This is a genomic window from Amycolatopsis sp. NPDC043889, assembly GCF_056435645.1.
This window is the reverse complement of record NZ_JBWKEC010000006.1, coordinates 191,088-208,629: the sequence shown is the minus strand read 5'-3', so window position 1 is coordinate 208,629 and position 17,542 is coordinate 191,088. Positions and strand designations below refer to the sequence as shown.

Sequence of the window (17,542 nt, the reverse complement as noted above, 5' to 3'; positions counted from 1 at the left end):
CGGCGACCGCAGTGAGGTCTTTGTGCCCTCGATGGCACAACCTTCGGCGCTGACCGGAACGGCCCTCGGTGGCTCATCGTCGTACGCGTCGACTGCCGGACCGAGAGCACGGGAAGGGTGACCGGGACGTGACCACGAGGATCTGCGAGACCCGCCGCCATCCCGGCACGCACGCGGTCGCCCGCCGGGCGCGGGTCACGGCCGGCGGGCGGCTGCCGAGGGTCGTGGCCGAACCCGAAACGCACGCTTCGCTGCTCGACGACGTACTCACCGCCATCCGGCATCTCGACGGCGCGGCCCTGGCCACGCGGTCGCGGCGCCGTCTCCCGGGGTGGACCCCGCGGGACCGGCGCGTCCAGCGGCTGCGCGGCTGGCTCAGCGGCGCACCCGGCTGACCGGGCAGGCGCCCGTCACACCGGGCGCCACCGGCCGATGTCGGACTCCATCGGCACGATCCGGCTCAGCGACGAGCGGATCCTCAGTTCCATAGCCCTGTCCCGGCCCTGGGTCCCACGAGGCGCGTACGGATAGAAAGTGCCGCGCTCCCGGCGATAGACCATGGTCAGCTTGGGATGGCGCATGTCCCGCAGCTCGGCGAAGTCGACCGTCGTGTGCAGCAGCCAGGGCGCGAACCCGGCCTGAGCCAACCGCTCGTTGACGTCGGCGAGGTCGTCGAGCAACCAGCCCAGGTCGCCGTTCTCCCGCCAGCAGCGCACGATCGTCCGCCCGAGCGCGTCGTGATTGACCACGTTACGACGGACGGAGTCCCCGGCGAGCCCGGCGACGATCTCCGCCTCCGTCCCCTGGCCCGGACGGCCCTCCGCGACGAAGCAAACCGTCCCTGATCCGGTGGACGCCAGCCCGTACCCGGACCGCAGTGTCAATGCCGCGGACCTGAACTCCAGCAACGGAAGCAGGCTCGGCCGCACCGACCGGCTCCTCCCGCGCAGACCTCCCAGCGACGCCATGACCTCACCGCACCCTTCTGGTGCGTGAAGCCTTTCCGATGACGACCTAGCGCCCTAGGGCCGCACGGTCGCGCGTTGTCCGGGACAAGTCCCCGGTTCCGGTGACCAACGGCCCTACCAGCCCACGCTTACCGTTTCCCGGCAGCCGTCACCGGCCTCGCGACCGGAGTTCACGGGCGTCCAGTGTGCCTTCGACGACGCCGCGCGCGACTTCCGACAGCTTCCTGTTCGTACCGCGGGCGAGGGAACGCAAGCGCTTGAAGGCGGTGCCGACATCCACACCGGCGCGTTCGGCGAGCATGCCTTTCGCCTGTTCGATGACGACCCGGCTTTCGAGCGCGGTCTGCAACTGCTCCGAAAGCGTCCGGTAGTGGCGCAATTCCCGCTGGCGCAAGAGGCACAACGTCGCGACGTCGGCGAGCGCCCGGCCAAGACGGCGGTCTTCGGCACTCAGGACCGCGGTTTCGGCACTGAGGAAGGCGATCGCGCCGACGGTTTCGTCCGCCGTCCGCAACGGCAGCGCGGAAACCGCGGCATAACCCTTCCCCGCCATTCTGGCGGCGTAACCCGGCCAGCGCGAAGCCTCCGCGGAAAGGTCGCGGACGGCGATGTCGTTCCCGGTTTCGAACGACTCTCGCGCGGGCCCTTCCGCCACCGCCGAGGGATGGCGTTCGAGTTCGAGACCCGGCAGGAAGACCTCGGTGGAATCGATCGGCAGCAGTCGCGTGCATTCGCTGGACAAGGTGTCCACCACCCGGTCCGGCCCGAGGTCTTCCGTGACACTCGCGGTCAAACTCGCGAAGGCGGCACAGACCGCGGGCTCCCGGTCCGTTCGCCAGCTGTTCACCCGAGCGATTCTGGCCTTCACCGCGATCACCGGCAACGCCCAGATGGAGGATCCTGTTCCGACGGCGTCACACACGGCGACGACCGTTGATCTCGGCTGGATAACGACGGGCGGGGTTCTCAGTACCGCCGCAGGGAAAACGGCGGCTTTGTATTCGCCCTCAACGCCTCTTCGTCCAAAGTGGACTCCCCGATGCCCGCCTTGCCGAGCTTTTCCGCGACGAGCGCGCCGGGCTCTTCGAGCGCGTCGGCCCTGCCGCTCAGGAACGCCCACTCGTGCTCGTCCGAACCGTAGTAGAGAACGGTACCGAAAGACTCGCTGAACCGGCGCCACGACGTGCTCAACGTCTGGTTGCGCCACAACGTCGGGCAACCCGCCTGACACCCGACCACTCCGCCGTCGGTGAGCAACGCCGTGCACCGGGCGAGGAAGTCGGCACCGTACAACCGGTTGTGCTGCGCCTCCGGATCGTCGTTCTCGTCCGGCAGGTCGATCACGACCACGTCGTAGGAATCCCCGCGCTCACGCGCGTCGGCGAGGAACTCCCAGCCGTCGCGGTAGTGGATCCGGATCTTCCCCTCCCCGCGCTCGGCACGGGCCAGATCGTCGAGCGTGTAGCCGTAGGGAAGATGCTCGGCGCAGGCCCGCACCGCTTCGGCGTCGATGTCGACGTGATCGACCACCTCTGCGCCCGCGGCGACCGCGAGTTCGGAGGCGACCCCTTCGCTGGACCCGATGATCAGTACCCGCTCGACGCGTTCTGCGAGCAGCAGCGAGGGGATCATCAGCGCCTCGTGGTATACGAGCTGACTCAGTTCGGTGCTCTGCCTTTCGTCGTCGCAGAACAACGAGATCCCTTGCGCGGTGCGTCCGATGAGGACGTTCTGGAAGGCGGTGCGGCCCTCGAACAGGACCTCCTCGACGTCCCAGTTCCGGGTGAGCCCCGCGCCCATCGGCTCGACGATCACTCGCTGCGCCATCAGTTCTCTCCTCGTTCCACGGTGGACATCCGGACGGTACCGGCGCCCAGCATCTTCGCCAGCAGTGTGACCGCGCGTTCCGGATCCGCCCGGTCCCCGCAGGTGAACACGTCCACGAACACCGAGCCGATCTCCGGATAGGTGTGCACCGACGCGTGCGATTCCGCCAGCAGCGCGAGCACGGTGACCCCTTGCGGGGCGAAGGAATGCGACACGACTTCGCAGACCGTCGCGCCCGCCTCGGTCACCGCTTCGGCGAGCGTCTTCTTGAGGAGCACGGCATCGTCGAGCAACGACGGCTCGATCCCCTCGAACTCCGCGAGTACGTGGCGGCCGGCGAACCGGCCGACGAGTGGTACTTCACCCGGCATCGGCGAACCTCCCCACACAATAGGTACGCAACGGCTCGATTCCGTTGAACGCGACGGACGAATAGCTGGCGGTGTACGCCCCGGTGCCCGGGATGTCCAGCCGGTCGCCGGCCTTCAACGACATCGGCAGGGCGCATGGCGTCCGCTGGTAGAGCACGTCGTCACCATCGCAGGTCGGCCCGGCGAGGACCACCGGTCCTTGCGGTCCCTTGACGCCGACGGCCTCCAGCCGATACGCGACGGCTTCGTTCTCGCACTCCGCCATTCCGTTGTACCTGCCGACGTCGAGGTAGACCCAGCGGCGTTCGTCGGCGGCGGCGCGAGTCGTCACCAGGACGACCTCGGTCCTGATGAGCCCGGCGTCGCCGACGATCACGCGACCGGGTTCCAGCAGCAACTCCGGCTCCGGCAGATGCTCCCAGCGTGCGGCGTGGATCACCGCGGCGTAGTCCGTCAGCAACGGCACGGGTTCCCGATGCTCGGTGGCGAACCCGCCGCCGATGTTGAGCCGCTCCAGTACGACGCCCGCGTCGGCGGCGACCTTGGCCGCGGTCGCGATCCCGATCTCCCAGGCGGCCGGATCCGGCTGCTGCGAGCCGACGTGGAACGCGATCCCCGGCCGCAGTCCGGCTTCCGCGGCCTGGCGGAGCAAGACCGCGGCCACCGCGGGCTCGCACCCGAACTTGTGGCCGAACGGCGTGACCGAGTCCGGGCCGCCGGTCAGGAGGCGGACCGAGACCAGCGAACCGGGCGCGTGCTCGGCAAGGTTCGCCAGATCACCGGCGGAATCCGTGGTGAATTCACGGACCCCGCGCTCGTGAGCGAAGGCGATGTCCGCCGGTTTCTTGATCGTGTTGCCGTAGGCCAGGTCCGCCGCCCGCGCGCCCCGGGACAGGCACAGCTCGATCTCTGCCGTGCCCGCCACGTCGAAGCCCGCGCCGGTCGACGCCACGGCGTCGAGTACCTCGGGAGCCGGATTCGCCTTGACCGCGTAGCGGATCAGCGCGTCCGGGAAAGCCGCCGAGACCGCGGCCGCACGCTCCGCGACCAGGTCGGTGTCGACGACCAGGCACGGTGTCGGCGGCTCGCGGTCAGCCAGGAAGGCGCGGATCCGGTTCAGGCTTGCGGTCACACGCCCCAGGGTGTCAAAGCCCGATCATCGGCTCCGAACCCGGGTCACGCCCGGACGTCACCCGAAGACTGCTCCGGCAGCTCCACGCCGTGCTCGGCGGCCAGTCGCTCCAGGTTGGCCAGATCGGCGCCGACGGCCGAAGCCCTGTCTTCGTCCGAGGCCTGCTTGGCGATCTGGACGTCTTCCCTCGCCTGCCGTACCCGGTCCCGCAGATTCACCGCGAACTCGCTCATCGTGCACCCCCGATCTCCCGCATCTTGTCTGCTTTCACCCTAGGACCCTCCGAATCGGTCACCCACGTGATCTGCGTCATCACGGGTTCGTTCGTGTCGGAGTGGAGCAGTATGACGGCAGGCCCCGGGTTTCGCAGATCAGCGGAGCCCGGCTTTTTCAACGGGTTCCGGCGCGGCCGCCCGTCGGCCGATCACCGCGAGCGGGACGAGAGCGCACAGTCCGCCCGCGACGGCGACCAGAACGTATCCGCCCAGGCCGAACAGCTGCCCGGCGAGCAGGCTCGCCGCGGCCGAGGTCCCCCAGACGAAGGCGTCGACGGTGCCTTGCGCCCTCGTCCGCTGAGCGGGCGGGAGATCGCGGCTGAGCATGCTGCTGCCGCCGACGAACACCAGGTTCCAGCCGTAGCCCAGCAGGAACATCGCGACCGGGATTCCCACGTGATGCGAATCCGGGGCGCCGATCGCGGTGACCGCCGCGACGGTGAGCGTACCGATCCCGCCGAAGATCGCCGCGCGGCCGCCCCAGCGGTCGGTGATCCAGCCGGACAGCGGTGCCAGCGCGAACATCCCGACCAGATGGGCGCTCAGCACCCAGCCGACGACGTCCAGTCCCTGACCGTGCTGGTGCAATTGGACCGGCGTCATCGTCATCACCGCCACCATGGCCAGTTGCGCGCCGACCATCGCCACGAGCGGCCCGAGGATCACCGGGTTCCGCACGGACATCCGCTCCCTCCTCGGCACCCCCTCCGCCGGGGCGGCGAGGCCACGCGGCAGGGTGGCGACGGCGACCACGGCGATGGCCACGACGATCGCCCCTGCCGCGATCGGGCCGGACAGGGCGGGCAGGTCGGCGGCTTCCGCCCTCGCCGCGGCCGGTGCGATCAGTGCGGGCCCGGCTACCGCGCCGACCGTGCCCGCCCAGACCATTGTGGACAGTGCGAACCCCTTGCGGTGCTCGGGCGACAGGTCGGCGGCCGTGTACCGGGACAGCTGCGCGCCGCTGTTGCCGAAGCCGATCAAGGGCATCCCCGCCACCAGCGCGAGCACGGATCCGCCGAGCACACCGGCGAACGAGATCAGCGCGCCCGCCACCGCGGCGCCGTACATCAGCACCAGGACGAGCCTCCTGCCGTAGCGGGCGGCCAGTGCCCCCGACCACAGCGAACCCGCCGCGGAACCGAGTACCAGCACGGCGTTCGGCAGTCCGCTCCACGCTGCGCCGGCGTGCTCGACCACGATCAGCGCCGCCGTGGTGGACAGGCCGACGACCGCGGTACTGAGACAGGCGACGCCCATGAAGAGCGCGAACATCGGTTTCATGATTCAAACCTAGGGATTCCGGGCGCTCCGGCGAATAGGCTGACGAAGGCCTCGCGGGGGTGCGAGGCGCATCATGGAAGGAATCCGGGCGCGATGACCTTACGATCGGAAAGGGCGCTGGACGACCTCGACTGGCGGCTCCTCGAAACGCTCCAGAGCGACGGGCGGCTCTCGTTCAAGGAACTCGGCCGCCGCGTGAACCTCTCCGCCCCGGCCGTCGCCGAACGGGTCCGGCGGCTGGAGGAGGCGGGCGTCATCACCGGGTACCGCGCCCAGGTCGACGCCCGCCGCGCCGGGTACGGCCTCCAGGCGTTCGTCGAGATGCGCTGCTCGCTCGGCAGCTGCCTCCTGCGCACCAGCAAGTCCGAGGACTACCCCGAGGTGGTCGAGCTGCATCGGCTCAGCGGCGACCGCTGCACCATGCTGAAGGTGCGGGTCGTTTCGCTCGAACACCTCGAAGGCCTCTTCGAACGGCTGGGCGAACACGGCGAGATCCGGTCGTCGGTGGTGCTGTCGACCCAGTACGAGGGCAGGCCGGTCGGCCCGCCGGTCGAGGACTACCTGAAGGCGACGAAGAGCGAGGGCTGGAGCGTCTGAATACTGACGCCCATGGCACTTCTGTTCGTGGACGGCTGGTTCGGCCCCGAGCCCGGGGACTGGCAGTCGGTCTGGTGTGACCGTTATCCGGGGTCGAGGCGGTTCGAGCAGGACGACTGGCACTCGCCGGTTCGCGAGGCCTGGGTCGCCAGGCTCGACGAGGCGCTCGCGGAAACGACCACCCCGCCGGTGCTGGTGGCGCACAGCCTCGGCTGCCTGACCGTGCTGCACTGGCTCGCCGCAGGGGGTGACCGCCCTGTGCGCGGCGCCCTGTTCGTCACCCCTCCCGACGTCGAGGAGAACCCCGAGCCCGCGCTGGCCGGGTTCGGCCCGATCCCCCGCCTGCGGCTCCCGTTCCCGGCCGTCGTCGCCGCGAGCGCGAACGACCGCTGGATGACCCCGGCCCGCGCGCGGTCCTTCGCCGGAAGCTGGGGTGCCGAGTTCGCCGACATCGGCCTCGTCGGGCACCTCACCGGAGCGCACGGGCCGTGGCCCGAGGGAGAGAAGCTCCTCGCGGCCCTGCTTCGGGAAGACGGATCAGGAATCGAGAAGCACAATGCGCCCGAACTCACCTAGCGTGATCATCGTCGAGGACGAACAGCTCGAAGCTGGTTAGATCGAGCCCGGTGAGGCTGACGGAACGTACACGCGGCCCACATGAGGATGGAGAGAAGATGCGCAAGACCACCAGGCCGCAGCCGCCCGAGCAACATCCCGCCGACAGCCACGACCTGATCCGCGTGCTGGGCGCGAGTGAGAACAACCTCAAGAACGTCGCCGTCGAGCTGCCGAAGCGACGGCTGACGGTGTTCACCGGGGTTTCCGGTTCGGGCAAGAGCTCCCTGGTCTTCGACACGATCGCGGCCGAGTCGCAGCGGCTGATCAACGAGACGTACAGCACCTTCGTGCAGGGCTTCATGCCGACGCTGGCCCGGCCCGAGGTCGACGTGCTCGACGGCCTGACCACCGCGATCATCGTCGACCAGCAGCGGATGGGCTCCGACCCGCGCTCCACGGTCGGCACCGCCACCGACGCCCACGCCATGCTGCGCATCCTCTTCAGCCGGCTCGGAAAACCGCATATCGGCTCGCCGCAGGCGTTCTCCTTCAACGTCGCGTCGATCTCCGGCGCGGGCGCGGTGACCGTCGAGAAGGGCGGGCGGACCACGAAGGAACGCCGCGAGTTCAGCATCACCGGCGGCATGTGTGCCCGCTGCGAAGGCCGGGGGCAGGTCAACGACATCGACCTCACCGCGCTGTACGACGACACGAAGTCCCTCAACGAGGGCGCGCTGACGATCCCCGGCTTCTCCATGGACGGCTGGTACGGCCGCATCCTGCGCGGCTGCGGTTTCTTCGACCCCGACAAGCCGATCAAGAAGTACACCAAGCGGCAGATGAACGACCTGCTCTACAAGGAGCCGGTCAAGCTCAAGATCGAGGGCATCAACCTGACCTACTCGGGACTGATTCCCACGATCCAGAAGTCGTTCCTGTCCAAGGACCGCGAGGCGATGCAGCCGCATATCCGCGCGTTCGTCGACCGGGCGGTCACCTTCGCCACCTGCCCCGAATGCGACGGAAGCAGGCTCAGCGAGCTCGCGCGATCGTCGAAGATCAAGCGGATCAACATCGCCGACGCCTGCGAGATGCAGATCAGCGACCTCGCCGACTGGGTCCGCGGGCTCAAGGAGCCGTCGGTGGCGCCGCTGCTGGAGAAGCTCCAGCACACCCTCGACTCCTTCGTCGACATCGGCCTCGGCTACCTCTCCCTCGACCGGCCGTCCGGCACGCTTTCGGGTGGCGAGGCGCAGCGCACGAAGATGATCCGGCACCTCGGCTCCTCGCTCACCGACGTCACCTACGTCTTCGACGAGCCCACCATCGGTCTGCACCCGCACGACATCCAGCGGATGAACAACCTGCTCCAGCAGTTGCGAGACAAGGGCAACACGGTGCTGGTCGTCGAGCACAAGCCGGAGACCATCGCCATCGCCGACCACGTCGTCGACCTCGGGCCCGGCGCGGGTACCGCGGGCGGGACGATCTGCTTCGAGGGCACCGTCGAAGGCCTGCGCGCCAGCGACACCATCACCGGCAGGCACCTCGACGACCGGGCGTCGCTCAAGGACAGCGTCCGCAAGCCGACCGGCAAACTGGAGATCCGCGGCGCGGACCGCCACAACCTCCGGAACGTGGACGTCGACGTCCCGCTCGGTGTCCTCTGCGTGGTCACCGGTGTCGCGGGTTCCGGCAAGAGTTCGCTGATCCACGGCTCCATCCCCGCCGCCGAGGGCGTGGTCTCGGTCGACCAGACCCCCATCCGCGGCTCGCGGCGGAGCAATCCGGCCACCTACACCGGCCTGCTCGAACCGATCCGCAAGGCCTTCGCCAAGGCCAACGGGGTGAAGCCGGCGCTGTTCAGCGCCAACTCCGAAGGTGCCTGCCCGAACTGCAACGGCGCGGGCGTCATCTACACCGACCTCGGCATCATGGCGGGCACCGCGACCACCTGCGAGGAATGCGACGGCAAGCGGTTCCAGGCGTCAGTGCTGGAGTACACCTTCGGCGGCAAGAACATCAGCGAAGCGCTCGAAATGCCGGTCTCCGAGGCCGTGAAGTTCTTCGGTGAGGGCGACGGGCGCATCCCGGCCGCGCACGCGATCCTCAGCAGGCTCGACGACGTCGGGCTCGGCTACCTCAGCCTCGGCCAGCCGCTCACCACGCTTTCCGGCGGTGAACGGCAGCGGCTGAAGCTCGCGACGCACATGGGTGACAAGGGTGGCGTCTACGTCCTCGACGAGCCGACCACCGGTCTGCACCTCGCCGACGTCGAGAACCTGCTCGGCCTGCTGGACCGGCTCGTCGACGCGGGCAAGTCCGTGATCGTGATCGAGCACCACCAGGCGGTCATGGCGCACGCCGACTGGATCATCGACCTCGGCCCGGGCGCCGGCCACGACGGCGGCAAGATCGTCTTCGAGGGCACGCCGTCCGACCTCGTCGCGAGTGCTTCGACGCTCACCGGCGAACACCTGGCGGCCTACGTCGGCAAGTGACCCTCTGCCCCTCTCGCATTTAGTCCTCTAAATGCGGGAGGGGGTCACTCGCCGTCGGCGTCGAGGCCTTCGCGGTCCGCCCACTCGAGCAGGGTGTCGAGCGAGTACGCCGTGTCGTCGATGCCCGCGTGCAGGTCGCCGAGTTCGGCGAAGCGCGCGGGCACGGTGGCGATGGTGAACTCGCGCGGTTCGACGTCGTCGATCTCGTCCCACCGAATCGGGGTCGAGACGACGGCTTCGGGCACGCCACGAACCGAATACGCGCTCGCGATGGTGTGGTCGCGCGCGTTCTGGTTGTAGTCCACGAACAGCTTCGACGGGTCGCGGTCCTTGCGCCACCAGGTGGTGGTGACCTCGTCGGGCATCCGCCGCTCGACCTCGTGCGCGAACGCGAGCGCCGCCCGGCGGACCTCCTGGAAACCCCAGCGTGGTTCGATCCGGACGTAGACGTGCAGGCCGTGCCCGCCGGAGGTCTTCGGCCAGCCGGTGATCCCGAGCTCGTCCAGGATCTCGCGGACCGTGTGGGCGACCTTCCGCACGGTGGAGAACGGGCAGCCGGGCATCGGGTCGAGGTCGATCCGCCATTCGTCGGGTCGTTCGGTGTCGGCGCGGCGGGAGTTCCACGGGTGGAACTCGACGGTCGACATCTGCACCGCCCAGATTACGTCCGCGGGATGGGTGACGCACAGTTCGTAGGCGTGCCTGCCGGAGGGGAAATCGACGCGGACGGTCTGCAACCAGTCGGGAGCACCGTTCGGCACCCGCTTCTGATGGACCTTCTCCCCCGAAACGCCGGACGGGAACCGATGCAGCATGCACGGCCGTTCCCGCAGTGCCCGCACGATCCCGTCGCCGACGGCGAGGTAGTACCGGACGAGGTCGAGCTTGGTCTCGCCGCGTGCCGGGAAGTAGACACGATCCGGATTCGAGACACGCACCGTCCGGTCGCCGACCTCGATCTCCACCGCCGAGCTTTTCGCCATACAGGGAAACTAACCCGAAAGCCGCCTATCCGCGCTCTGCCAGGATGAACGACATGGCACCACGGACACGCGCGGAGGCACTGCCACCGGCCCTGGCGCGATCTCCTGGCATGTGCCGAACAAGGGCGCGCTGCTCGACGCCGCGACCACGTCCGTCATCGCTGATGCGCCGGCCGTCGAAGCAACGGGCTCACCCCTGCGCGAGATCCGCGCCCTCGCGCTCGGCCTGTTCGAAGCGATCGAGCGGCACCCCTGGCTTTCCCCGCAACTCTCCCGCAGCCCATGGGGTTCGGTGACGCCGCGGATCTTCGAAAGCATCGGACAGCGGGTCGGCGCGCTCGGCGTCCCCGAAACCACCTGGTTCACGGCGACCTCGGCGCTGGTGCACTACATCTTCGGCGCCGCGGGCCAGCACGCCGCGAACGCCCGGGTGCTCGGGCCCGGGGTGGACCGTACCGAATTCCTCCACGCCGCGGCGGACGCGTGGGAAGACCTCGATCCGGGCGAATTCCCCTTCCTCCGGACAGTCGCCGCCGAGGCCCGCGATCACGACGACCGGATGCAGTTCCTCACCGGGCTCGATCTGATCCTCGCCGGGATAGCCGGCGCCGGTGGATCGCGGCGACCATGACCGCGAACACCGCTCCGAGAAAGGTCACGTCCGCCGCGGGGACCCAGCGCACCTCGCCGCCTTTGAGCACGTAGGCCCCGACGGGTCGCGCGGCGAGGATGAAACCGCCGCCCTCGCCTTCCTTGTCTTGTTCGGCTCCGTGCCCACCGCCTCCGCCGCCGATCACGCTCGCGGCCGGGATGACCACGACGCCGTCCTTCTCGACGGGCTCGCCGTAGACACGCCGGACGGTGAGGTTGTCGCGCATGACGCCGACGACCTTTTCGAGTCCCATCGAGGTCAGCCTTCCTGTGGCAGCGCCGACATCACTTCGGACACCGGGCGCAGATGCTCCTCCAGCAGCCGCGACGCCTCTTTGACGTCATGGGCGTTCAGGGCGGCGACCAGGGCCCGGTGCTCCTCGTTGATCACCGTCAGCCGTTCCGGGCGTGCCTCCAGCGCGCGGACCGTGACCCGCTGCTGCCGTGAACGGAGCGTGTCGTACAGCTCGGTCAGGACGGTGTTGCCCGCGGCGTTCACGATGGCGCGGTGGAACCGGCGGTCGAAACCCGAAACGGCGAACCAGTCACGTTCGGCGCCGGAGCTCGCCATCGCTTCGATGAGTTCCGGCAGTTCGGCGGGGGCCCCCGCCGAGTTCGCGCAGAGCGCCGCGATGGCGTGCCCTTCGATCAGCCGCCTGCTCTGGTAGACCTCTTCCAGTTCCCTGGCGGTGACCGTGCGCACCTGGGCGCCCTTGCGGGGCAGGAGGCTGATGAACCGCTCGGCGGCCAGGCGGTGGAACGCCTCGCGCACCGGGGTCCTGGAGACGCCGACGACGCCGGAAACCCACATTTCGTCGAGGAAGCGGCCGCCCTCCAGCTCGCCCGAGATGATTCCGTCGCGCAGCCACGTGTAGACCCGCTCGCGCGCCGGGCCGCCCCCTTCGGCGGTCACAGTCATCTCGTTCCCCCTCTATTCCCTTACTTTCCACGACAGAGCCTACACCTGGACCACTCAAGTATCCATCATGTATACAAGAGTTCCACTGATTGGAAGGGGTCCCATGGTGCACGTCGCGGTGGCGCAGTTCGCGCCCGGCAACGACAAACAGGCCAACCTCGCCCGAGTCGCCTCCCTCGTCGGCGAAGCGGCCGACCGCGGTGCGCGGGTGGTCGCGCTGCCCGAGTACTCGCTGTTCACCGTACCGACGATGAGCCGGGAATTCGTGACCTCGGCCGAAGAACTCGACGGGCCCTTCGTCACCGAGCTGCGCGGCCTCGCGAAGGACCGGCAAATCACCGTCGTCGCGGGCATCAACGAAGCACTCCCCGGCGGCGAGCGGATCTCGAACACGCTGGTGGCGGCCGGCCCCGACGGCGCGATCGCCGCGCTCTACCGCAAGCTGCACCTGTACGACGCCTTCGGTTTCCGCGAATCGGAACTGGTCCGGCCCGGCGACATCGAGGCCCCGGAGACGTTCGAGGTCGACGGCATCACCTTCGGTCTTCAGACCTGCTATGACCTGAGGTTCCCGGAGGTCACCCGCCGCCTGGTCGACGCGGGCGCGGACGCGGTGCTGCTGCCCGCGGAGTGGATGCCCGGTCCGCTCAAGGAGGACCACTGGACCACCCTGGTCCGGGCCAGGGCGATCGAGAACACGATCTACCTCGTCGCGGCGGGGCAGGCCGCGCCCGCGGGTTCGGGACACAGCATGATCGTCGACCCGATGGGCGTCGTCGTCGCCTCGCTCGGCGAGCGCACGGGGACCGCGAGCGGCGAGGTCTCCGCCGAGCGGATCTCCGAGGTACGTGCCAAGAACCCGGCGCTGGAACTGCGCCGGTTCGCCGTCACCCCGAAGTCCTGAGTATCTTCTGACCCGGAGGTCCGTTCGTGAAGACACGCCCTCGGGCGTGGTGACGCGGCTTCCGTTCGCCTGGGTGCCGGGTGGCCGCCCGGCACCCAGGCTCATTTCACGGCACCAAAAGTCCCCAGTGGACGGCCCAGGGGACGAACAGCACGGTCCCGGCCAGCAGCAGGCCGACGCGCACTCCCGCGCCTTCCTTCTTCCGCCACCACGAAACCGCGGTCACCGCTCCGGCGACGACGACCCCGACCGCGATCAGCTGCAACGCGAGCCACGGCAATGTCCGTCCGAAAAGGACCGGGCCCGGCGCCATCGCCGCCCCGATCGTCAGCACGACGTAGTAGACGAGAAATCCCACCGTGCCGAGCAGGCCGGCCGACGCCAGCCAACGCGCGGGCCTGCCGAGCGGAACCTCCTTACGACGGCGGAACAACGCTGTCACCGGGTAGGCCGCGAACGCCAGCAAAGCCAGCGCCCAGACCCCGATCTGCACCCACGGCGCCTCGTACCAGGCGAGCGGCGCCAGTGCCGCACTTTGGCTCGCCTGGACCGGAGGCGGGTCTGCCGACGGCCCGCCCTTCGCTCCGTTCACCCAGTTCGCGACGAGGTCGAGGTAGCCGGGAGCGAACCCGTCGAGCTTGTCGAAACCATCGGTGGTCCGCCGGAGCCCGTGCTGCGCTTGCGGGAACACCTTCAGCGTGTACTGCCGGTTCCCGGCCCTGTCCAGCGTTTCCCGGAAGATCCGGACGGCCTCGCCGGGCGGGGTGAGCCGATCCAGCTCGCCCCACAGGCCGAGCACCGGCTGCCGCACCCTCTCCAGCACCGGAACAGGGTCGTATCCGGCCTCAGGGAACACGCCGGCGCCCGCGAGGGTGCGCATGTTCGTCGACGACACCATGTCCACCATCGAACCGGTGACCCCGCCGCGGCGCAGATAGGTCTCGAAGGCCCACGACTGCTGGCGGTCGGGCGAAACGCCGTTGGCACCGACGGTGACCACGAAGGCGACGTCCTTCGACTTCGACGCCGCCAGCGGCGCGACCCAGCCTCCCTCGCTCAGTCCCCACACGCCGACGCGGGCCGGATCCACCCCCGGACGCGAACGCAGCGCCTGGACAGCGGCGAGAGCGTCGTCGGCCAGGACCGAGTAGTCCCGTTCGAACAGCGAATAGCCCTCGGTCCGCTTGTCGTAGATCAGGGTCGCGATCCCCGCCTTGGCGAAGGATTCCGCCTCGGCGCGATAGTCGTCCCTGTCGTGTTCGCCGGATCCGTGCACCATGACGATGCCCGGCGCCGGACCGCCGCCCTCCGGCGCGACCACCGTTCCCCGCAAGGTGACCCCGTGGCTGGTGAACGAAACTTCGCCGTCCGGAGCCGCGGCGGGCACCGGTGCCGAGACCGCCACGACGGCCGCGAGCAGCGCGGCGATCATCGCCTGCTCACCCGGACGACCTCCAGCGACGGCGACGCGAGGATGTCCTTCTCGCAGTACCGTTCGGTGACCCACTGCTTGCGCGAGTACAACTCCGTCTGGTCGCTGTGGTGTGCGGACTCCGGGTTCGCGGACTGCGAGTAGGTCAGCAGCGTCGTCGTGTCCGGGCAGCCCGTACCGTCGAACGCCACGACGTGCAGGTACGTCCCGCCGTGCGTGAACTCGGTGTAGCCGCGTGCCGGATCCCAAGGTCCGCCCAGGGTGTTGTAGACGCCGCGGCCCGCGGTTCCACCACCCAGCGGGATCTTCCGGCCGTCACGGACGATGTAATGGTTGTCGCCGTACGGCGCGTCGAGCGGAATCTTCGCCGCTCGCAACTCCGCGACGGCATCGGAAAGCGCCTTGCGGACCGCCGCGTCGCCCGTGTCGAGGGTGTTCGGCGTGCGGACCGGGTCCTTGACGTCGAACGGAACCTTCCAGATCGATGGCCCCACGCGATCCACGGCCGACCAGAACCGGTCGAACAGCAGAGCGCCCCTGCTCTCCGCGTCCGAACGGCCGTCCCAGCCCGCCAGCGCGGCGCACGCGGCCTCCATTCCCGGCATCGTGCGGCACATCGCGACGACGTCGGCCCGCACGAGTTCGGCGGCGTGGTCCCGGTGCGAGAACATCAGGTCCCGCATCGCCTGCCCCGTGAAGCCGCCCTTCTTCAGCTGATCGGCGATCTCGACGAAGCCGCCACGGGTCCGCATGTTCTGTTCGTAGCGGACCGGGCCCACGATCCTGGGGAAACCGGTCGTCGCGGCCGAGGGGTTGGGCAGCCAGTAGCTGTCGTTCGAGTTCGCCACGTAGTCGGACCGGCTCAGGCTCGGCAGGCTGGACGGGCCGAAGACGCCAGGTCGTAGCGCGTCGCGATCCCGGCCCCACGCGCAGGCCGTCTTGGCACCGTCGAGCACCGCGACGCCGTCAGAGTCGAACAGCTCCTTGCCCAGTGGCGTGTTGCAGCGCGCCGCCTTCTCGTCGGTGACGTGCGGGACGCCGTGGATCTGGCTGAACTCCACCCGGCCGCGGTCGTCGGTGGCGAGGATGTTCATCCACGGCAGCCCTTGGGTCTCGCGGACCGCGCCGATCATCTCCCCCGCCGTCCGGCCGCGGGCGATCGCGAACATCGAGTTCGTCATCCCGAGGTTCGTGGCGTTGGCGTCCGCGATGGCGAACGCGCTCGACGCCGTCCACGGCAGTTCCCGCTGCCCGAGCCGGGTCGTCACCGGGCCGTACCGCGTCGTCCACTGTGGACGTACGACCCGCTCCAGAGTGCCGTCCGCCTTGCGCGACAGGACACTCACGTCGTGGCGGCGCATCCGCTCGGGCTTCCCGTCGACCAGATACGTCGTCGATGAGCCGGGCGCGAGCTTCAGCTCGAACAGCGTGTACGTCCGCGTCGTGTCGGTGGCGGTTCCACTCCAGGCGGCGGTTTCGTTGTGTCCCAGCCACATGAGCGGAATACCGGGGATACCGGCTCCGCTGACGTTGAGCTTGCCGGGCAGCGTCACCTGCGACTGCCACAGCCTGGTCCCGCTCAGCTGCCACGGCAGGTGCGGGTTGGCCAGCGAGACACCACGTCCGTTCGCCGACGCCGCCGAGCCGATCGCGATCGCGTTGCTGCCGATCCCGGTCTCCCCGAGCATCTGTCCGGCACCGCCGCCCGCGGGCGGCGCACCCGGCAGCGACGCGGTCATCGAGTCCGCGACGCCGCCCTGTCCGAAGATCATGCCGACCGCGTGGCTGTGCCGGTAGACGTCGAGTTCGGTGATCGGCTTCAGCCAGCCGGCGCCCCGGCAAGCCGGGTCGGTGATCTCACCGGTGCGGAGGTACTTGTTGACCCCCTCGACGTAGCCGCGGATCAGTTCGCGGACCTCTCGGTACGGCCCGCGCGGCGCGGGCGCCGAAAGGAGCCGCTCGATCACGCCGCTTTCGTTCAGACCTTGGAAGTACAGGTCGCTCGCGAGGTTCGTGCTCGCCTGGCTCACCCCGCTCGTCGGCGGCGCGTCCGGCCCCAGCCAGCGGGAACGCTCGGCCCGAGTCGTGACCGCGACGTCCGCGATCGCGCAGATGTTGTCCTTGGCCGCGGCGAACCCCTGCCCGAAGCCCAGGTTCACCCAGTCGTTCGCGACGATATGCGGGATGCCGTATTCGGTGTAGCGGATGGTGGCGTCCGCCCGGGTTGCCCCGTCCGGCGGTTGCGCGGCCGCCGCGGTCCCCGCCGCGAGCAGGCTCGCCGCGGCGCAGACGGCCGCGATTCTCTTCCAGAGCAGCATGCTGCTCCCCCTTGTCTGTGGAGTCGTTCGTGAAGACACGCCGTCCGGCGTGGTGACGCGATACCGGTGGTCGAGTGGCCGCTCTCCCACCGGTTTCACTTCCCTTCCCCCACCTCCCCATCGGCATCCGGGAACGCCGTCCAGCGCACGAGCACCTTCCGCGCGTCCGGGCCGGGTTCCGGCCGCCAATAGCGGCGCAGCAGGTCCAGGTACTCGTCGAAGAACTCCTTGAGCTCTTCGAGGTTCAGGTAGACCGAACCGCGTGAGAAGACCAGCGCGTCACCCCATTCGCCCAGCTCACCGCGGCGCTCGAGGAAACGCGCCAGCTGTTCGAGGTCTTCGGTGAACGCGGCGCGCTGCGCCTCGTCGAACACGGCGCGCATCTCGTCGTTCTGCTCGCTGTGCCGGGGCCAGCGGATGTCGCGCTGCCGGGCACGCCACCAGCGCTCCTTGCCGTGCGCGAGTTCCGGCGCCTCGTCGACGAAGTCGTACTTCGCCAGTTCCCGCAGGTGGTAGCTGGTCGCACCCGAGCTCTCCCCCAGTTCCTTGGCCAGCTTCGTCGCCGTCGCGGGTCCGCGGCCCAGCGCCTCCATGATCCGGCGGCGCAGCGGGTGCATCACCGCCTTCAGCACGGCGGCGTCGGCGATCTCTTCGGGTGGCGGCGGACCGGTCATGGCACCAAGGTAGCCGTGCAAAGGAGATTGTGCAAAGGTCTCTTTGCACGCGGTTCAGGCCACCCCGAGAAGCGAGCGGGGATTCTGCTGACGATTCGGTGAACTCAGCGTGAAATTGACAACTTCACTACGAAGGTCTTGTGCCGGGCGG

The 17,542-nt window shown here is 69.2% G+C and carries 19 protein-coding genes; 6 read left to right on the top strand and 13 right to left on the bottom strand.

Annotation, left to right across the window (positions count from 1 at the left end; translation table 11 throughout):
• Positions 1 to 128 precede the first annotated feature (128 nt).
• Positions 129 to 395, top strand: a complete 267-nt coding sequence (locus AC0685_RS14975) for a hypothetical protein (RefSeq protein WP_478226028.1) — start codon at positions 129 to 131, stop codon at positions 393 to 395.
• Positions 396 to 410: 15 nt separating this feature from the next.
• On the opposite strand, the gene pspAB is transcribed toward AC0685_RS14975, so the two are convergent.
• The 7 genes from pspAB to AC0685_RS14940 form a co-directional block, all read right to left on the bottom strand.
• Positions 411 to 968 carry a PspA-associated protein PspAB gene (pspAB, locus tag AC0685_RS14970; RefSeq protein WP_478226027.1) on the bottom strand — a complete coding sequence of 186 codons (558 nt, stop codon included), beginning with the start codon at positions 966 to 968 and terminating at the stop codon, positions 411 to 413.
• A 148-nt stretch (positions 969 to 1,116) separates the two neighbouring features.
• Positions 1,117 to 1,815, bottom strand: a complete 699-nt coding sequence (locus tag AC0685_RS14965; protein ID WP_478226026.1) for a GAF and ANTAR domain-containing protein — start codon at positions 1,813 to 1,815, stop codon at positions 1,117 to 1,119.
• A 119-nt stretch (positions 1,816 to 1,934) separates the two neighbouring features.
• The gene (locus tag AC0685_RS14960; protein ID WP_478226025.1) at positions 1,935 to 2,795 is read right to left on the bottom strand and encodes a spermidine synthase; all 861 of its coding nucleotides are present in this window, start codon (positions 2,793 to 2,795) and stop codon (positions 1,935 to 1,937) included.
• Positions 2,795 to 3,166 carry an adenosylmethionine decarboxylase gene (gene speD, locus AC0685_RS14955; protein WP_340681572.1) on the bottom strand — a complete coding sequence of 124 codons (372 nt, stop codon included), beginning with the start codon at positions 3,164 to 3,166 and terminating at the stop codon, positions 2,795 to 2,797. The genes AC0685_RS14960 and speD overlap by 1 nt, the downstream gene beginning before the upstream one ends.
• Positions 3,156 to 4,298, bottom strand: coding sequence for a type III PLP-dependent enzyme (locus AC0685_RS14950; RefSeq protein ID WP_478226024.1), 1,143 nt, complete (start codon positions 4,296 to 4,298; stop codon positions 3,156 to 3,158). The genes speD and AC0685_RS14950 overlap by 11 nt, the downstream gene beginning before the upstream one ends.
• A 44-nt stretch (positions 4,299 to 4,342) precedes the next feature.
• The gene (locus tag AC0685_RS14945; RefSeq protein WP_125683248.1) at positions 4,343 to 4,531 is read right to left on the bottom strand and encodes a hypothetical protein; all 189 of its coding nucleotides are present in this window, start codon (positions 4,529 to 4,531) and stop codon (positions 4,343 to 4,345) included.
• A 138-nt stretch (positions 4,532 to 4,669) separates the two neighbouring features.
• Complete coding sequence (locus AC0685_RS14940) at positions 4,670 to 5,854, bottom strand: MFS transporter (RefSeq protein WP_478226023.1); 1,185 nt, start codon at positions 5,852 to 5,854, stop codon at positions 4,670 to 4,672.
• A 93-nt stretch (positions 5,855 to 5,947) separates the two neighbouring features.
• On the opposite strand from AC0685_RS14940, the gene AC0685_RS14935 reads away from it, so the two are divergent.
• From AC0685_RS14935 to AC0685_RS14925, 3 genes are all read left to right on the top strand, one after another.
• Positions 5,948 to 6,451, top strand: a complete 504-nt coding sequence (locus AC0685_RS14935; RefSeq protein WP_478226022.1) for an Lrp/AsnC family transcriptional regulator — start codon at positions 5,948 to 5,950, stop codon at positions 6,449 to 6,451.
• A 12-nt stretch (positions 6,452 to 6,463) separates the two neighbouring features.
• The gene (locus AC0685_RS14930) at positions 6,464 to 7,027 is read left to right on the top strand and encodes an RBBP9/YdeN family alpha/beta hydrolase (protein ID WP_478226020.1); all 564 of its coding nucleotides are present in this window, start codon (positions 6,464 to 6,466) and stop codon (positions 7,025 to 7,027) included.
• A 98-nt stretch (positions 7,028 to 7,125) separates the two neighbouring features.
• On the top strand, positions 7,126 to 9,510 hold the full coding sequence (locus AC0685_RS14925; protein WP_478226019.1) for an ATP-binding cassette domain-containing protein: 2,385 nt from the start codon (positions 7,126 to 7,128) through the stop codon (positions 9,508 to 9,510).
• 44 nt (positions 9,511 to 9,554) lie between these two features.
• On the opposite strand, the gene ligD is transcribed toward AC0685_RS14925, so the two are convergent.
• A complete protein-coding gene (gene ligD / locus AC0685_RS14920; RefSeq protein ID WP_478226018.1) occupies positions 9,555 to 10,493 on the bottom strand; it encodes a non-homologous end-joining DNA ligase in 939 nt (312 codons plus the stop codon).
• A gap of 112 nt (positions 10,494 to 10,605) precedes the next feature.
• On the opposite strand from ligD, the gene AC0685_RS14915 reads away from it, so the two are divergent.
• Positions 10,606 to 11,124: a TetR/AcrR family transcriptional regulator C-terminal domain-containing protein gene (locus AC0685_RS14915; RefSeq protein ID WP_478226017.1), complete on the top strand. Its 519-nt coding sequence runs from the start codon at positions 10,606 to 10,608 to the stop codon at positions 11,122 to 11,124.
• On the opposite strand, the gene AC0685_RS14910 is transcribed toward AC0685_RS14915, so the two are convergent.
• On the bottom strand, positions 11,063 to 11,398 hold the full coding sequence (locus AC0685_RS14910; RefSeq protein WP_478226016.1) for a sporulation protein: 336 nt from the start codon (positions 11,396 to 11,398) through the stop codon (positions 11,063 to 11,065). The two genes, AC0685_RS14915 and AC0685_RS14910, sit on opposite strands and share 62 nt — an antisense overlap.
• 5 nt (positions 11,399 to 11,403) lie before the next feature.
• On the bottom strand, positions 11,404 to 12,063 hold the full coding sequence (locus tag AC0685_RS14905) for a GntR family transcriptional regulator (protein ID WP_478226015.1): 660 nt from the start codon (positions 12,061 to 12,063) through the stop codon (positions 11,404 to 11,406).
• A 103-nt stretch (positions 12,064 to 12,166) separates the two neighbouring features.
• Here AC0685_RS14905 and AC0685_RS14900 point away from each other — a divergent pair, with 103 nt between their 5' ends.
• Positions 12,167 to 12,967 carry a carbon-nitrogen hydrolase family protein gene (locus AC0685_RS14900; RefSeq protein WP_478226014.1) on the top strand — a complete coding sequence of 267 codons (801 nt, stop codon included), beginning with the start codon at positions 12,167 to 12,169 and terminating at the stop codon, positions 12,965 to 12,967.
• A 106-nt stretch (positions 12,968 to 13,073) separates the two neighbouring features.
• On the opposite strand, the gene AC0685_RS14895 is transcribed toward AC0685_RS14900, so the two are convergent.
• From AC0685_RS14895 to AC0685_RS14885, 3 genes are all read right to left on the bottom strand, one after another.
• Positions 13,074 to 14,399 carry an alpha/beta hydrolase family protein gene (locus AC0685_RS14895; protein ID WP_478226013.1) on the bottom strand — a complete coding sequence of 442 codons (1,326 nt, stop codon included), beginning with the start codon at positions 14,397 to 14,399 and terminating at the stop codon, positions 13,074 to 13,076.
• Positions 14,396 to 16,717 (bottom strand): penicillin acylase family protein, encoded by a 2,322-nt coding sequence (locus AC0685_RS14890; protein WP_478226012.1) that lies wholly within the window; start codon positions 16,715 to 16,717, stop codon positions 14,396 to 14,398. The genes AC0685_RS14895 and AC0685_RS14890 overlap by 4 nt, the downstream gene beginning before the upstream one ends.
• Positions 16,718 to 16,812: 95 nt before the next feature.
• Positions 16,813 to 17,391: an ArsR/SmtB family transcription factor gene (locus AC0685_RS14885; RefSeq protein ID WP_478226011.1), complete on the bottom strand. Its 579-nt coding sequence runs from the start codon at positions 17,389 to 17,391 to the stop codon at positions 16,813 to 16,815.
• Positions 17,392 to 17,542: the final 151 nt, after the last annotated feature.

Bases quoted from the DNA above. Each gene is read 5' to 3' on its own strand.
- pspAB (WP_478226027.1), bottom strand. From the start codon at position 968: ATGGCGTCGCTGGGAGGTCTGCGCGGGAGGAGCCGGTCGGTGCGGCCG.
- AC0685_RS14960 (WP_478226025.1), bottom strand. From the start codon at position 2,795: ATGGCGCAGCGAGTGATCGTCGAGCCGATGGGCGCGGGGCTCACCCGG.
- speD (WP_340681572.1), bottom strand. From the start codon at position 3,166: ATGCCGGGTGAAGTACCACTCGTCGGCCGGTTCGCCGGCCGCCACGTA.
- AC0685_RS14945 (WP_125683248.1), bottom strand. From the start codon at position 4,531: ATGAGCGAGTTCGCGGTGAATCTGCGGGACCGGGTACGGCAGGCGAGG.
- AC0685_RS14940 (WP_478226023.1), bottom strand. From the start codon at position 5,854: ATGAAACCGATGTTCGCGCTCTTCATGGGCGTCGCCTGTCTCAGTACC.
- AC0685_RS14935 (WP_478226022.1), top strand. From the start codon at position 5,948: ATGACCTTACGATCGGAAAGGGCGCTGGACGACCTCGACTGGCGGCTC.
- AC0685_RS14930 (WP_478226020.1), top strand. From the start codon at position 6,464: ATGGCACTTCTGTTCGTGGACGGCTGGTTCGGCCCCGAGCCCGGGGAC.
- AC0685_RS14925 (WP_478226019.1), top strand. From the start codon at position 7,126: ATGCGCAAGACCACCAGGCCGCAGCCGCCCGAGCAACATCCCGCCGAC.
- ligD (WP_478226018.1), bottom strand. From the start codon at position 10,493: ATGGCGAAAAGCTCGGCGGTGGAGATCGAGGTCGGCGACCGGACGGTG.
- AC0685_RS14910 (WP_478226016.1), bottom strand. From the start codon at position 11,398: ATGGGACTCGAAAAGGTCGTCGGCGTCATGCGCGACAACCTCACCGTC.
- AC0685_RS14905 (WP_478226015.1), bottom strand. From the start codon at position 12,063: ATGACTGTGACCGCCGAAGGGGGCGGCCCGGCGCGCGAGCGGGTCTAC.
- AC0685_RS14900 (WP_478226014.1), top strand. From the start codon at position 12,167: ATGGTGCACGTCGCGGTGGCGCAGTTCGCGCCCGGCAACGACAAACAG.
- AC0685_RS14895 (WP_478226013.1), bottom strand. From the start codon at position 14,399: ATGATCGCCGCGCTGCTCGCGGCCGTCGTGGCGGTCTCGGCACCGGTG.
- AC0685_RS14890 (WP_478226012.1), bottom strand. From the start codon at position 16,717: ATGCTGCTCTGGAAGAGAATCGCGGCCGTCTGCGCCGCGGCGAGCCTG.
- AC0685_RS14885 (WP_478226011.1), bottom strand. From the start codon at position 17,391: ATGACCGGTCCGCCGCCACCCGAAGAGATCGCCGACGCCGCCGTGCTG.